At 63.8% G+C, this 14442-nt stretch carries 14 protein-coding genes and 4 other RNA genes; 6 read left to right on the forward strand and 12 right to left on the reverse strand.

Annotated elements, in window-relative coordinates; genetic code table 11:
* Positions 1-9 precede the first annotated feature (9 nt).
* Positions 10-3192 (forward strand): TonB-dependent receptor plug domain-containing protein, encoded by a 3183-nt coding sequence (locus ASF90_RS23845; RefSeq protein ID WP_055848545.1) that lies wholly within the window; start codon positions 10-12, stop codon positions 3190-3192.
* A 4-nt stretch (positions 3193-3196) separates the two neighbouring features.
* Here ASF90_RS23845 and ASF90_RS21875 read toward each other — a convergent pair.
* Positions 3197-3271: non-coding RNA, sX9 sRNA (locus ASF90_RS21875), on the reverse strand.
* A gap of 1436 nt (positions 3272-4707) precedes the next feature.
* A complete protein-coding gene (gene thiE, locus ASF90_RS08720; RefSeq protein ID WP_055848547.1) occupies positions 4708-5331 on the reverse strand; it encodes a thiamine phosphate synthase in 624 nt (207 codons plus the stop codon).
* Positions 5332-5403: 72 nt separating this feature from the next.
* Here thiE and ASF90_RS08725 point away from each other — a divergent pair, with 72 nt between their 5' ends.
* Complete coding sequence (locus ASF90_RS08725; protein WP_082473519.1) at positions 5404-5595, forward strand: rubredoxin; 192 nt, start codon at positions 5404-5406, stop codon at positions 5593-5595.
* 698 nt (positions 5596-6293) lie between these two features.
* Here ASF90_RS08725 and ASF90_RS08735 read toward each other — a convergent pair.
* The 5 genes from ASF90_RS08735 to ASF90_RS08755 all read right to left on the reverse strand — a co-directional run bounded on the left by ASF90_RS08735 (position 6294) and on the right by ASF90_RS08755 (position 9718).
* Positions 6294-7175, reverse strand: a complete 882-nt coding sequence (locus ASF90_RS08735; protein ID WP_055848554.1) for a SirB1 family protein — start codon at positions 7173-7175, stop codon at positions 6294-6296.
* A gap of 40 nt (positions 7176-7215) precedes the next feature.
* Positions 7216-7662, reverse strand: a complete 447-nt coding sequence (locus tag ASF90_RS08740) for a DUF192 domain-containing protein (protein WP_055848557.1) — start codon at positions 7660-7662, stop codon at positions 7216-7218.
* 251 nt (positions 7663-7913) lie between these two features.
* Positions 7914-8561, reverse strand: a complete 648-nt coding sequence (gene rpiA, locus ASF90_RS08745; RefSeq protein WP_055848559.1) for a ribose-5-phosphate isomerase RpiA — start codon at positions 8559-8561, stop codon at positions 7914-7916.
* A gap of 99 nt (positions 8562-8660) precedes the next feature.
* On the reverse strand, positions 8661-9131 hold the full coding sequence (locus ASF90_RS08750) for an EVE domain-containing protein (RefSeq protein WP_055848561.1): 471 nt from the start codon (positions 9129-9131) through the stop codon (positions 8661-8663).
* The gene (locus ASF90_RS08755; RefSeq protein WP_055848564.1) at positions 9128-9718 is read right to left on the reverse strand and encodes a 5-formyltetrahydrofolate cyclo-ligase; all 591 of its coding nucleotides are present in this window, start codon (positions 9716-9718) and stop codon (positions 9128-9130) included. Before ASF90_RS08755 ends, ASF90_RS08750 begins: the two co-directional genes overlap by 4 nt.
* Positions 9719-9867: 149 nt before the next feature.
* Between ASF90_RS08755 and ASF90_RS23400 the strand changes: the two genes are divergently transcribed.
* Positions 9868-10101: a hypothetical protein gene (locus ASF90_RS23400; RefSeq protein ID WP_153066576.1), complete on the forward strand. Its 234-nt coding sequence runs from the start codon at positions 9868-9870 to the stop codon at positions 10099-10101.
* Between the two features lie 459 nt (positions 10102-10560).
* Here ASF90_RS23400 and ssrS read toward each other — a convergent pair.
* From ssrS to ASF90_RS08765, 3 genes are all read right to left on the reverse strand, one after another.
* A non-coding RNA gene (ssrS, locus tag ASF90_RS21885) (6S RNA) lies at positions 10561-10744 on the reverse strand.
* A gap of 96 nt (positions 10745-10840) precedes the next feature.
* A complete protein-coding gene (locus tag ASF90_RS08760) occupies positions 10841-11140 on the reverse strand; it encodes a cell division protein ZapA (protein ID WP_055848567.1) in 300 nt (99 codons plus the stop codon).
* Positions 11137-11358: a TIGR02449 family protein gene (locus ASF90_RS08765; protein WP_055850286.1), complete on the reverse strand. Its 222-nt coding sequence runs from the start codon at positions 11356-11358 to the stop codon at positions 11137-11139. Before ASF90_RS08765 ends, ASF90_RS08760 begins: the two co-directional genes overlap by 4 nt.
* Positions 11359-11595: 237 nt before the next feature.
* Between ASF90_RS08765 and ASF90_RS08770 the strand changes: the two genes are divergently transcribed.
* The 3 genes from ASF90_RS08770 (at position 11596) to ASF90_RS21890 (ending at position 13787) form a co-directional block, all read left to right on the forward strand.
* On the forward strand, positions 11596-12138 hold the full coding sequence (locus tag ASF90_RS08770) for a YecA family protein (protein ID WP_055848570.1): 543 nt from the start codon (positions 11596-11598) through the stop codon (positions 12136-12138).
* Between the two features lie 13 nt (positions 12139-12151).
* Positions 12152-13483 carry an aminopeptidase P N-terminal domain-containing protein gene (locus ASF90_RS08775; RefSeq protein ID WP_055848572.1) on the forward strand — a complete coding sequence of 444 codons (1332 nt, stop codon included), beginning with the start codon at positions 12152-12154 and terminating at the stop codon, positions 13481-13483.
* 227 nt (positions 13484-13710) lie between these two features.
* A non-coding RNA gene (locus ASF90_RS21890) (sX9 sRNA) lies at positions 13711-13787 on the forward strand.
* Positions 13788-13886: 99 nt separating this feature from the next.
* On the opposite strand, the gene ASF90_RS08780 is transcribed toward ASF90_RS21890, so the two are convergent.
* Complete coding sequence (locus ASF90_RS08780) at positions 13887-14282, reverse strand: XVIPCD domain-containing protein (protein WP_055848575.1); 396 nt, start codon at positions 14280-14282, stop codon at positions 13887-13889.
* 31 nt (positions 14283-14313) lie between these two features.
* A non-coding RNA gene (locus ASF90_RS21895) (sX9 sRNA) lies at positions 14314-14390 on the reverse strand.
* Positions 14391-14442: the final 52 nt, after the last annotated feature.

A 14442-nucleotide genomic window follows, 5' to 3' on the forward strand; every position in this document is an offset into this window, starting at 1 on the left:
GGAGAACGCATGAACCGTAGTATCCAGAAGCGTGCTTTGGCGTTGGCGCTGGTTGTGGCCATCGGCAGTGCACACGCGCAGTCGACCACCGGCAGCATCGTCGGCAGCGTGGGGCAGGGCAATGGCACCAGCGTGGTGGTGGAAAACAACAGCGGCCTCAGTCGCGAAGTGCCGGTGGATGCGCGCGGCCGCTACACCGCCGGCAACCTGCCGCTGGGCACCTACAAGGTGACGGTCAAGCGCGATGGCGCGGTGGTGGAAACCCGCGAGAACGTCAGCATCACCGTCGGCGCCAACACCGATGTGTCGTTTGCCGCCGCCAACGCCGCGGGGAGCGGCGTGCAGACCATGGACAGTGTCACCGTCACCGCCGCCGGCCTGACCACCATCGACGTCAGCAGCGTGGATACGCGCACCGTGATCACCGCCGAACAGCTGCAGCAACTGCCGCTGGGCCGCACCGCCGAAGCGATCGCGCTGCTGGCGCCGGGTGTGGTGGTCAACAGCGGCGGCTTCGACAACGGTCCGCTCGGTGGTTCGCTGCCCAGCTTCGGCGGCTCGGCCGCCAGCGAAAACGCTTATTACCTCAACGGCTTCAACACCACCACCATCAGCAACAACCTGGGTGGTCTGACCCTGCCGTACGGCGCCATCGATCAGCAGGAAATCTTCACCGGCGGCTACGGCGCGCAATACGGTCGCGCCAATGGTGGCGTGATCAACCAGATCGGCAAGCGCGGCACCAACGAATGGAAGTTCGGCGCAGCGGTCATCTGGGAGCCGAACGGCTTGCGCGCCAATCAGCGCGATATCTACTGGCGCCCGGACAGCCAGGGCAGCACCGTCAACAACGCCGCTTACCGCTACGCGCGAGCAGCCAACGGCCTGTACCAGCCGGCCAGCGAGGCCGAAGCCAACCAGACCACCTACAGCGCCTACGTCGGCGGGCCGATCATCCAGGACAAATTGTTCTTCTTCCTGGCCGCCGAGCAGGTGGATTCGGACGGCGTGCGCGTGGGCACCAATCGCGACACCGACAACGGCCGCACCGGTGGCCTCACCGACTACGATTACAAGCAAAAGCGCTGGTACGCCAAGGTGGACTGGAACATCACCGACAACCACCTGATCGAGGTGACCGGTGCCAGCGACAAGGCAGAGACCAACGGCTCGATCTATCGCTACAACTATGTCGACCGCCAGCGCGGCAGCTATTTCACCGACGAATCCACCTGGAAAACCGGCCCCACGCTGTTCACCGGCAAGTACACCGGCTACCTCGGCGACAACCTCACCGTGACCGCGCTGTACGGCAAGATGACAACGCCGGACGAACTGACCCCGTTCAACTACGACGCGGCTGGTGGCCCTGTCATCAACAGCGCCGCACTGCAGAATCCGGCGTATACCGGCGGCACCCCGCGCATTGGCAATCAGCTGGTGACCTCGGTCAGTTCGCCCGATCGCGAGTACAAAAAAGACAATCAGCGCCTGAATCTGGAATGGCGTCTCGGCCACCACACGCTCAACTTCGGTATCGACAACCAGAAGTCCGAAGGCATCGATGTCGGCTCGGTGCTGTCCGGCCCCGGCTTTGCGTGGACCTACGGCCAGACCAACGATCCCAACGGACTGGCGACCGGCGGATTGGTCAGCCAGTCGGCCAACGAAGCCGGCGGCATCGGCGCACCAAGCCCCGGCCTGGTCGATCCGGTCAACGGCTCGAGCGGCTATTACGCGGTGCGCAACATCAACACCAGCCTGTACTCGTACGAAGCCAAGCAACGCGCGTATTACATCGAAGACAAGTGGCAGGTCACCGACAACCTGCTGTTGAGCATCGGCCTGCGCAAGGACGAGTTCACCAACTACACCCCGTTCGGCGACCCCTATATCGAAGTGGACAATGCCTGGGCACCGCGATTGGGCTTCAGCTGGGACGTCAACGGCGATTCCAGCCTGAAGGTGTTCGGTAACCTCGGTCGTTACTACCTCGGTCTGCCGCTGTCGGCGGTGAGCCTGTTCACCCCCGCCACCACCACCGACACCTACTTCACCTACAGCGGCATCAATGCCGATGGCACGCCGGTGCTGGCGCAGCAACTGGGTTCTGCGGTGTCGGCCAACTCGCGTTTCGGCCGCATCGCCGATGTGCGCACTGCGGTGGCCAAGGACATCGAAGGCGAGAATCAGGACGAGGTCATCCTCGGCTTTACCAAGCAACTCGAAAGTGGCTGGGTGCTGGGCGTGCGTGGCACGCATCGTCGTCTCAATGCCGGCATCGACGACCAGAATTACGACGTCTCCAACACGGCGCTGATCAACGCGGCGGCGGCGCAAGGCGTCACCATCGACTTCTCGCAAGTTGCCGGTGCATCGCTGATCAATCCGGGCCAGACCAATACCTGGGGCGTGATCGGTACCGACGGCCAGTTCCACGAGGTATCGGTGAGCCGCGAGGCGGCGGGCTTCCCGAAGTTCAAGCGCAACTATTCGGCGGTGGAATTCAACCTGGAGCGCCCGTTCGACGGTCAGTGGTACGCCAAGGTCAACTATGTCTGGTCGCATAGCTACGGCACCACCGAAGGCCAGGTGCGTTCGGACCTGTGGCGCACCGGCGGCGCGTTGGGCAGCTACCAGGGCCAGGCCTCGGTGTCGACCACGCAGAGCTGGGACCATGCGGCGTTGATGGAGCACTTTAACGGCGATCAATCCAACGACCATCGTCATCAGCTCAAGCTGTTCGGCTTCTACCAGTTCAATCCGCAGTGGGGCGCTTCGGCCAACTTCAGCCTGATCTCCGGTGCGCCACATAACTGCCTGGGTAACTACTACGGCACCGAGTACAGCGGCCGCGATCCGGCCGGCTATGGCGGCAGTGCGATCACTGGCGGGCCGTACCACTACTGCTACAACCCGGAAACCGGCACCGGCAGTGCATCGCCCCCCGGTTCGCAGGGCCGCCTGGGCTGGATCGCCCAGCTCGACATGGGCGTGACCTACAAGCCGGCGTTTGCCGACGGCAAGCTGGCGCTACGCTTCGATGTGTTCAACATCACCAACGAGCAGACCGCAACCAACATCTACCCGTTCTCGCAATTGCCCGACAACACCACCAACCCGCTGTGGAATCAGGTGGTGGCGTACCAGGCGCCGCGCTCGGGCCGGGTGACATTGAGCTACGACTTCTAAGCCCAGCTAAAAAACGTAGCGAGCAGTTGCCAGGCGGGTGTGGACGGCGCACTCAGAAGCGGGTGTACGCGCAGTACATACCGCTCCGAGTACCGGCTGCACCCGCCTGGTAGCGACGCAGTAGCGTTGTTAGCGGCTCGTAGCGATAGCTTCGAAGAACTGTGTTCTGGCAGCGACGCGTTTTGTACGCGTCGCTGTTTTTCGTTGGGGCGATAGGGTGTTCAGTGGGTTCGATCTTCCGGGCTGACTAGCGACTCGCCACAGCAACTCGACACGGTCTGCACAACAATTGGCTTTCCAACCAGTCACCGATCAAGTGCACGGTGTGGTGTCTTCGACGCTGTCCTCGACGCTCGCGGAACCCTGTGGTGGTACGGATGCGGCTACGGGGGCTTCACGGATGGAGCACTGCGTGTCCGGTAAGCGGCGAGTCGCCGCGCGCTCGACTTGCTGCATTGTTGATTCGGCGATGGATTGCATCTGAATGACGCACGATGCGAAGTGCGATTGTCTTGGCAGTGCGTGGTTTGGTTGCGCAGAGAGATCAATGGTAGAGCGGTATATCTGCGGCTTGGCTGCAGGGCCCTTGCCCGCCCACCCTCGCGGGACACGCCGCAAGTACGTCCCTGTAGGCTCTTTGGCGGCATCCATGCCGCCAAAGGTCCCGCGAGGGCGGGCGGGCAAGGACCTGTCGAGAGGGGCGGTGTGCGTGGTGCGAGCGGTGCACTGCGTTGCTATGCGTATGCGATGGGTGCCAGCTTCAGGCCTCTCTGCGCCAGCGTCTGTTGAATGCGATGACGATGCGACCCACAGGGGGCAGCCGGCGCGAGGTGCTGCAATCAGCTTTCTATCCAGGCACCGACCATCGTCCTGGCGAGGGCACCGTGTCCTCGATCCTGCGGTATTACCCCGACATTCGATCGCATCCAGGCAAAGCGACGCTTGGACATCGCGGTCTTACGCATACTCCCGACCCTAGCTTCTGTCTGGAATGGCGAGGGCACTGTGCCCTCGATCCTGCAGTGCTGCCCTGGCATTCGATCGCCTTCAGACAAAGCGACGCTTCGACATCGCGGTCTTACGCATACTCCCGACCCTAGCTTCTGTCTGGAATGGCGAGGGCACTGTGCCTTCGATCCTGCGGTGTTGCCCTGGCATTCGATCGCCTTCAGACAAAGCCACGCTCCGACATTGCGGTCTTACGCATGTTCCAGACCTTAGCTTCTGTCTGGAATGGTGAGCGCACCGTGCCCTCGACACTGCGCTGTTGTGCTGGCATTCGATGGCACCGAGACAAAGCGACGCTTGGACATCGCGGTCTTACGCATATTCCCGACCCTAGCTTCTGTCTGGAATGGCGAGCGCACCGTGCCCTCGCCACTGCGGTGTTGCGCTGGCATTCGATCGCATCCAGACAAAGCAACGCTTCGCAAGCGCGGTCGCACACGTGTTCCAGACGTTACTTCTGTCTGGAGTGGCGCGTATCGCCCGTAACGCTGTCATCTGCCAGCGACGCTATTGCGCAAACCCTGCTCGATACGCCTGCAATGCAACAACTGGGTCGGGTGCGGCATAGATGCCGCTGACCACGGCAATCAACGCGGCGCCTGCAGCGACCAGCTCACCAACCTGCGGCGGCGCGATCCCGCCGATTGCCACCCGCGGCACGCCGAGGTTGGCTGCCTGTTGCAGCAGCGCGGGCGTGGCGCGACGGGTCGTCTGTTTGGTGGTGGTGGGGAAAAACGCGCCGAACGCGACGTAGCTGGCGCCTGCGGCCGCTGCGACGCGCGCGCGCTCGATCTCGTCGTAACACGACACCCCGATGATCGCCTGCGGCCCCAGCAGCGCGCGTGCCGCCGCCACATCGCCATCGTCTTCGCCCAGGTGCACGCCGTGCGCGCCGACCTGCGCTGCCAGCGGCGCATCGTCGTTGATGATCAGCGGCACGCCATGGGCGGCGCAGGCCTCGCGCAGGGCGCTGGCCTGCTGCAGCCGTAGTGCCGCGTCCGCCTGCTTGTTGCGGTACTGCAGCCAGGTGATGCCCGACAACAGCGGCGCGGTACGCGCAAGCAGGCGCGGCGTATCGGCGTCATCGGGGGTGATCAGGTAGACGCCGCGGGCGTCTTGCAGCTGGGGCATGGCAGCGCTTCCGAAAGCGGTAGGTGGGATGGGACAATGCAGGTCCCACCGTTGCGTGACCGCGATTATCCAATGAGCGACACATCCACCACCACCTACCGCACCTGGATGTGCGTGGTCTGCGGATTTCTCTATCACGAGGCCGACGGCATCCCCGAAGAAGGCATCGCGCCCGGCACCGCCTGGCAAGACGTGCCCGACACCTGGACCTGCCCGGACTGCGGCGTGACCAAGGAAGACTTCGAGATGGTGGAGATCGATTGAAGAGACGCTGACAGAGAAATCTTATTGATCTTATCTTTGGAGACTAATGGAATGATCTCGCTGGATAAGAGCTGTGCGGAATTGGAAATCCGAATTTCACAAGAGTAGCCTCGCTGGGTAGCCAGCAGTCGCTGCAATAACCTCCGTTGCTTTTCGGTTGGTACCTGTGCTGGGCAAGGTTCCGAAATCGTTTCAATACTAAAAAGGATTTTTATGTTGAAGATATCGCCGCGGGCGACGTTCTTGGCCTTGGCCCTTACAGCTCCATTCGGGGCGAGTGCGTCCACGGCCGACCAACCGTCCCTGATTCAGGGCTTGGGTGAGCGGTTGCCGACGGGTAAGGCGAATCTGAGCCTGTCACCGCGCTTCAAAGCCTATGTTTTCGAAAAGGCTGGGCTTAAATTTCTTCAGATCAACGCGCTGAATGACGATGTGCTGGCGGTGCTATCGCTTGTGCCAGGCGCAGCATCCCGACTGCCCATAGCAACGAGTGCGCAAGACGCCACTCTGCAATCGAATGGAACGCTGACAGCCCAGGCATACTGTCCTTGCCATGCGCACATGGTTTACAGTGATGCCAATTATAATAATATCGTTATATATGGCGCGAACGGCGAGTATATAACCGCGTATCAGCTGCCACGGTCGGCTCAAGGCAAGCCCCACTAGTGGATGGGGCTGTTTCCCGACGGCAATAGTCAGTGCGAGCGAGCGCGCTGGCTGTTCAATTCCACCAGATGCTCGTGCAGGTTTGCAGCATCCTGCGCGCTGGGGTTGAGCAGCAGATAACGCGTCAGGTCATGCCGCGCACCGTTGCGGTGGCCCAGGTGCAGGTAGGCCATGCCGCGGTCGCGCAGCGCTTCGGGTTGGTCGGGTACCAGCTTCAGGATGCGGTCGGCGCTGCGTGCGGCGCGGTCCCAGTGTTCGGCATCGGCGTAGACGCCGTGCAGATTGCGCAGGATGCGGATCAGGATCGCCCGGTGTGGGGCGGGGTCGAGAATCTGCGCCAGTGCGCGGTCGTCGGGAATTTCGCCCCCCAGGTGCGGGCGCGCGCGTTCGCGTAGCTCGTCCACGCCCAACGGGCGACCGCCATTGAACGGGTCCATCACCAGTACGCCGTCGTCCACCGGCAGCCGCACCAGGAAATGTCCCGGGAACGATACGCCCGCCAGCGGGATGCCCAGACGCCGGGCCACTTCGATCTGCACCATCGCCAGCGAGATCGGATTGCCCAGCCGGCGCTCGAATACCTGGTTGAGATAGCTGTTGCGCGGGTCGTAGTACTCGTCGTGATTGCCCGAGTAGCCCAGCTCATCGAACAGATAGCGATTGACCGCGGCCATCTTCAACGGCCACAGATCGATCGCATCCACTTCGCGGCGCAGATGCTCGACGTGGCTCTGCACCAGCGTGTCGTATAGCTCGGCGTCCAGCTGCGGATATTCGTCGCGCGCGATCAGCAGCGCGGTGGACATCAACGGCACCGCATCGTCGTCCAGGCTGGCGAGCGCGGTCCAATGGGGAAGTGGGAGCATGTCGACCATGCCGACAAGAGTGTCGGCAAGCGGCGCGGGGTTCAAGTCCGGTACTTCCTGACAGGAGACACCGCATCGCTGTGAATCACTTCAGCTTGGGAATATCCGCACTGAAACCAAGTTCCGCCCCGTCCTGCAGGTTGAGCTTGGCCGCCTGGCCGGCATTGAGCTCCAGCACATAGCGGGCCGGCGCCTTGCTGGGATAAGGCGGGCAGGCATCGCCGGCCGAACAGGGCGGCACATTGCGCTGCTGCGACACCAGCCGGCGCTGGTCGTCGAAATACAGGATGTCCAGCGCGATCTTGGTGTTCTTCATCCAGTACGCCATCGGCTCCTGGCGATCGTGGATGAACAGCATGCCGCGATCTTCATCCATGGCATCGCGGAACATCAGCCCCTTGGTGCGGTCGGCATCGTTCTGCGCCAGCTCCACCTGATAGCGCGTGCCGGCCAGTTCCACCCAGGGACCGCTGCTGGCGCAGCCGCCGAGCAGGATCAGACACGCAAGAACGAGGAAGCGGACAGGGCGCATGCGACATACCGACGGGGCGAGGGATGGCGCACCTTCTGCCATGCACCGGCGTGCGTCAAGCCGGTGCATGGGTACGTGCGTGTTGGTCGCGCACGCGCCGAGATCGATTCGGCGGTTGATCTGCGGCTTGGCTGCTGCGCCGCTGCCCGCCTACCGGCAGGGGACACGCTGTGAATCCATCCAGGAAGGCGCGGATGCGGCATCCATGCCGCAGAAGGTCCCGTGCGGTAGGCGGGCAACGGCCAGTCGCGTCAGAGCACGCGAGGCGGTTCGCCGCCGACGATCACCACATCGGCCGGGCGGCGCGCGAACAAACCCACGCAGACCACGCCGGGAATCTGGTTCAAGCTGCGCTCCAGCGCCACCGGGTCGGTGATCTGCAGGTTATGCACGTCCAGCACCACGTTGCCGTTGTCGGTGACCACGCCGTCGCGCCACACCGGCTGGCCGCCGGTCATTGCCAGGATCTGGCGGGCGACCAGGCTGCGCGCCATCGGAATCACTTCCACCGGCAGTGGAAACGTACCCAGCACCGGCACCTGCTTGCTGGGGTCGACGATGCAGATGAAGCGCTCGCTGGCTTCGGCAATGATCTTCTCGCGCGTCAGCGCCGCACCGCCGCCCTTGATCAGGCAGCGGTTCGGGTCGCACTCGTCGGCGCCGTCCACGTACAGCGACAGCGTGCCGGTGTGGTTGAGATCCAGCACCTCGATGCCGTGCTGGCGCAGGCGCGCGGTGCTTTGTTCGGAGCTGGACACCGCCCCCTTGATGCGATGGCCGATACGTCCCAGCGCATCGATGAAGTAGGCCACCGTCGAACCGGTGCCGACACCGACGATCATGCCGTCTTCCACGTAATCGATTGCCTTCTCGGCGGCCAGGCGTTTTGCTTCGGACATGTTTGGGCTCGGGATTAGGAAGTCGGGAATCGGGAATCGCAAGAGCGGCTGGGCCGGGCCGGGATTTGCAACTCGCAAATCCCGAATCCCTACTCCCGGCTACTCCATCGCCAGCAACAATTTCCATTGCGCGGCGGTCACCGGCAGGATCGATAGGCGGTTGCCGCGCGCAATCAGCGGGAAGCCTTCGCCCAACGCATCGGCGTGCTGCTTGATCTCGTCCAGCGAAATCGTGCGTTTGAGTTTGCGCTCGAACGCCACGTCCACCAGCATCCAGCGCGGGTCTTCGCGGCTGGCCTTGGGGTCGTGGTAATCGGACCTGGGGTCGAACTGGGTGTCGTCCGGGTACGCCGCGCTCGCCACCTTGGCGATGCCGACGATGCCGGGCACCTTGCAGTTGGAGTGATAAAAAAACACGCCATCGCCGACCTGCATGCCGTCGCGCATGAAATTGCGCGCCTGGTAATTGCGTACGCCGTTCCACGGCTCGGTGCCCACACGCTCCAGATCATCGATGGAAAACGTGTCCGGCTCGGACTTCATCAACCAATAGCGCTTGCGGGCAGTCATACAGAGAGGGTGTCGTCTTTCAGGAAAGTGGCGTGTTCGGTACAGATGGCATCCATCGCCACGTCCCAGGATTCGGTCGGCAACGCAGGCACCTGTTGCGCAGCGAAGCCGACGCCGACCAGCCAGGGCGGTGGCGCCTGGCGATGCCGGAACGCGAAGCTGCGATCATACCAGCCACCTCCCATGCCCAGCCGCCGACACGCGGCGTCGAAACCGGTGAGCGGGGTCACCACCAGCGCCATCTCTTCGGGTGCAAGCAGCTCGGTGCGCTCCACGTCCGGCTCGGGAATGCCGTAGCGATTGCTGACCAGGCCCTGGCCCGGCCGCCACGGCGCAAAGCGCAGCACGCGGCCGTCCAGCACCGGCAGGCAATAGCGCACCCCCGCTGGCAAGCTCAGTTGCCAGCGATGCAAGGCGATCTCGCCATCCATCGCCCAATACCCGGCCACCGCGCCGGTATGCGGCGCAAACGGCAGCGCCAGCAACTGCTCGGCCAGTGCATCGGCAGCGGCCAAGCGCTGCGTGGCCGGCAGGCTGCGCCGCTGCGCGCGTAGCTGCTGACGCAACGCCTCTCGGTCCTCGGTCATTGGGGTCTCGCGGCAGTGAGGGAGGCACATTGTCGGTGGCAGGCGTCCACCTGCCTAGCGGTGTGTCCGGAAGGGCGTGTTGGCAGCCCGTCGCGTTTCACGCAAGCCGATCTTTTTGGCTGTGTCGTCGTACGGATCACTCTCACGGCATGTCACGTCATTCCATCGCGTGCGCGACGTCATGCGTGGGTGGTCATGCATGCGGTCGCGCCATCGGCACGTGGACCATCCTCGCAGGAGCGCGTGGCGCGATGGGTTGGACCGCTGCGCGCGGCAAGGATCTGGCTTCGTCACTGGAAGAGCACGCGCTGCGGATCCGCCAACTGGTTTTATTGGAGATCGAACCAATGAAAGGAGATGAGTTCAGGCGCGGCCAGCCCTAAGTGCATCAGTGCAAGGCGCACGCATCGCCTTCGGTGCCGATTCGGTGGTGTTGGGTTCGGGTTCGCGCACCTGCGATCCCAGCACGGAGTCGGTAGGCAGCGGCATGGCCGCCGCAATCCGGCGACGCGTCGCACCAGTGCGGTGTCAATCGGCGTACGGTGCCGATTCGGTGATGTTGGGTTCGGGTTCGCGCACCTGCGATCCCAGCACGGAGTCCGTGGGCAGTGGCATGGTCGCGGCAATCCGGCGACGCGTCGCACCAGTGCGGTGTCAATCGGCGTAAACGCGCCAGGGCATAGCTGCGCGAGCACAGATAGCGTGCGAACGCACATCGCAGCACTGCCGCAAGGTCATGCTCACGCCTCAGCTGCAAGCGGTGGATGCACAAGTGGATGCACAAACGGACAGGCTTCGAACGCACAAAAAGAAACGACGCCCGAAGGCGCCGTTTCAGATTTGCATTCTCCGCCGTGACGATGCGGGCGAAACGACCTTGAACCCGGGGTTCAAGTGGGGACGTTGTGAGGCCATCGGGCTTCCCGCTACAAGGCGGACTTGCACACCCGGCTTCGTCGCGCCCCCATGGTCGTAATTAAGGGACAAGGCGAATGTTTTGCACGCTGTCGTTTACAGCAGAGAACGCAATCGAATTATAGACCTCTGTTGCGCGATGGCTAGCCCATTCGTCGGCGCGCGCCCTGCAAAGTTCATCTTTGCGACGACACTGCGACGTAGGCCTCAACGCGGCGTGTCGGCAACGCTGTCCAGACGACGATTCAAGGTGTCGAGCGTGTTGGCCAGTTCGCGATCGTAGAGCGCCTGCTGATCGCGCACCTGCTGCAGTTCGTGCGCAAGATTGAGTGCGGCCAGCACCGCGACGCGATCCACCGCCGCCATACGGTTGCTGCCGCGAATCTCGCGCATGCGCAGATCCAGCAGCCGCGCTGCGGCGGTGAGACTCTCGCGCTCTTCTGCGGTCACGCCAACCGTGTATTCACGATCCAGAATACGCACGCTGACCGGCTCGGTGGTACTCACGTGTGCTGCTCCAATGACTTCAACCGTACGATCATGGCTTCCACCCGTGAACGGGCCTGCTCGTTCTTGGTCAGCAGCTGCGAGCGCTCGCCGATCAGCTGTTCCTGTTGGTGCCGCAGGCTGCGGTTTTCGTCGGTCAGCCGTTGAGTTCGCTCGACCAGCGCCTCCACGCGGGCGGCAAGTGCGCGGAGTTGAGCGAGGGCGGCAGCGTTATCCATGCGCTCACGATAGGGGCGCGTGCGCGCGGCGGTCAAGCGCCGGACGACCGGTGGCTTACGTGCCGTCAGGCCAAGCCCGCCAAGGCCTTGGGCCAGATCGCGCCAGTCCGGCGTAGCGCGCGTGGAACGCTGCATGGAACGTCGCGGTAGCAGCCGATACGGGGTGCCTTGATACACTGGGAAGTCTGATCGCCCGCGCATGCGTGGGCGCCTTCTGCCCTTAGCCTGGATGAGTCGATGGATCTGCCTGACGTAACCGCTGTGCAAACTGAAAGTCGTCAGCTCGAGCTGGCGTCCTCTGCGGCTGAGTTGCATGGCGGGCTATGTGGATGGCTGTCCGGCGGTGGTGCCGACAGCGGCGACTGGCTGGCGCGCATCCTGGCCGACACCGCGCAGGTGTCGCCCAAACAGGGTGGCGCGCTGGATCAGATGCGCCAGGTCACGGTGGCGCAGCTGGAAGATCGCGATTTCGCGTTTGAGCTGCTGCTGGTCGAAGACGGCGCCCCGCTGCCGGCGCGCACCGATGCCTTGTTCGACTGGTGCCGCGCGTTTCTGGGCGGTTTCGGGCTGGCCGCGCAGCAGCGCCCGGCGCTGAGCGAAGAGGGCGAGGAAGCGTTGCAGGATCTGGCGCGTCTGGCGCAGGCCTCTAGCGACGACTTCGATGCCGGCGAAGAAGACGACACCGCGCTGGCCGAGATCGAAGAGTTCGTGCGCGTGGCAGTGCTGTTGCTGCATGGCGACTGCGTGATGGGGCCGCGTTTCCGTCAACGCTTGAACTGATCGCCGCGCCGATATGAAAAAGCTCACCGGGATCGGCGCGGCCGAATACGCGCGCCGGCGCAAGCAGCTCATGCAGATGGCCGGCGAGCAGGCCATCCTGATCCTGCCGGCTGCGCCCGAGCGCATCCGCAGCCACGACACCCATTACCCGTATCGGCAGGATTCGGACTTCTGGTATCTGAGCGGGTTTCCCGAGCCGGAAGCAGTGCTGGTGTTGGTGCCCGGGCGCAAGCATGGCGAAGCGATCCTGTTCTGCCGCGAGCGCGATGCCGAGCGCGAAGCCTGGGATGGCCCGCGCGAGGGCCAGGAAGGGGCGGTGGAACGCTACGGCATGGACGATGCGTACCCCATAGACGACGTGGACGAGATCCTGCCGGGTCTGCTCGAGGGTCGCACCCGGGTCTATTACCACTTCGGGCGCGATGTCGATTTCGATCTCAAGTTGATCGGCTGGCTCAAGCGGGTGCGCGAGCAGGTGCGTCATGGCGCGCAGCCGCCGCACGAATTTCTGGAGCTTGGGCATCTGCTGCACGAGCAGCGCCTGTTCAAATCGCGCGACGAAATCGCCTTGATGCAGCAGGCGGCCGACATCAGCGTGCGCGCGCACCGTGCGGCGATGCGGCTGGCGCGCCCGGGCGTGCACGAGTACGAACTGCAGGCGGAGGTGGAGCGCGAATTCCGCGCTGCCGATGCATGGCCGGCGTACGGCAGTATCGTCGGCACCGGCAGCAACGCGTGTGTGCTGCATTACCGCGCCAACAATGCGCGTAGCCGCGAAGGCGAGCTGGTGCTGATCGATGCCGGTGCCGAATACCGCGGTTATGCGGCCGATATCACCCGTACCTTCCCGGTCAACGGCCGCTTCACGCCCGCGCAGCGCGCGCTGCACGCACTGGTCGGTGCGGCGCAGGCGGCTGCGCTCGCACAGGCGCGTCCTGGCGTGCCTTACGAGGCCGGCCATCTGGCTGCAGTGGAAACCCTGACCGAGGGGCTGCTGCGCCTGGGCCTGCTCAAGGGCAAGTTGGAGCGCAACATTGCCGAGGAGCATTACAAACGCTTCTATCGGCACAAGACCGGGCATTGGCTGGGCCTGGATGTGCACGACGTTGGCGATTACCGCTTGGCCGGCGACTCGCGCCTGCTGGAGCCCGGCATGGTGTTCACCATCGAGCCTGGGCTGTACGTCTCCGCCGACGATACGAGCGTGGACGCCAAGTGGCGCGGCATCGGCATCCGCACCGAAGACAATGTGCTGATCACCGCCGATGACCATCGCGTGCTCACCGATGCGCTTGCGCGCAGCGCCGATGAGATCGAAGCGGAGATGGCTGGGGTCAGTGTGTAGTTGCTGACAGGTCGAGCGTCTGGCAGGTCGATTGTCTGGATCGCCAGCCGCGTTGCCGTCAGTACCTTCCACACAGACGCTGGACGCTTGGCATTGCGATGCGTCACCGCAATCGGCTGGTCGGCCGGCGCAACCGCACACGCAACTCAAGATGCGCGATGGACTTGGAGCAGCTAACAAGACGACTGTGCAGTCGCCAGGCAGGCTTGGCTGGTGCTCGGTGCGGCATGTACCGCGCGTGCACTTCGTTTCTGAGTGCGTCGTCCTCATCCACCTGACGACGACTCGCTGCGTTGTGTGAGCCGATCTCAATGATTCGCGCCGAGCGTGCTTCCAACCAGCGCGTGCGCCATCGAGGTGACTTTGCCTGACGCGCCGTCGCCACAACGCGCCAGCAGTGTCACTAGCCCAGCTGCGGTGTCTGCGTGCGCTCTGGCTGTTGCAGTGCCTCGCCAGGTGCGGCGATCTGCCGCGCACGCTCGAATGACTGTTCTTCGGGCGTTGCCAGTGCCTGCTCGGTTTTCATGTGCGCGCGCAGATGTGTCGGGTTGGCGGGATCCCCCTGCACCACGAACACGTTTTCGCCGCCGTGCACGCCGGTCTTGTTCGCTTCGCTCATCAGCACGTGATCCACGCGCGACAGCCCGCCTTCCTTCGCCAATGGCAGCAAGGCGGCAGTGAGTCGCGCGCTGGTCTGGTCTGGGTCGCGCCCATGCGCGGCGTCGATCGCATGCACGCCGCGTTCGATCTGCTGATACATCGGGTGGTCGGGGTGCGAGGTCTGGCGTGGATCGTTCATGGCGATGCTCCGTGCTGTGCAGTGTAATTGTGGCTAACAAACCGTGGCGAGCGGTCGTCAGGTGCGTGTGGACGGCGCGCTCAGAACCGGAGTGTACGAGTGGTGCATGCCGCACCGAGCGTCGCCCGCGCCCGCCTGGCGGCTGCGCAGTCGGTTTGTG

The organism is Xanthomonas sp. Leaf148 (assembly GCF_001423585.1).
In the GTDB taxonomy this organism is placed as follows: Bacteria; Pseudomonadota; Gammaproteobacteria; order Xanthomonadales; family Xanthomonadaceae; genus Xanthomonas.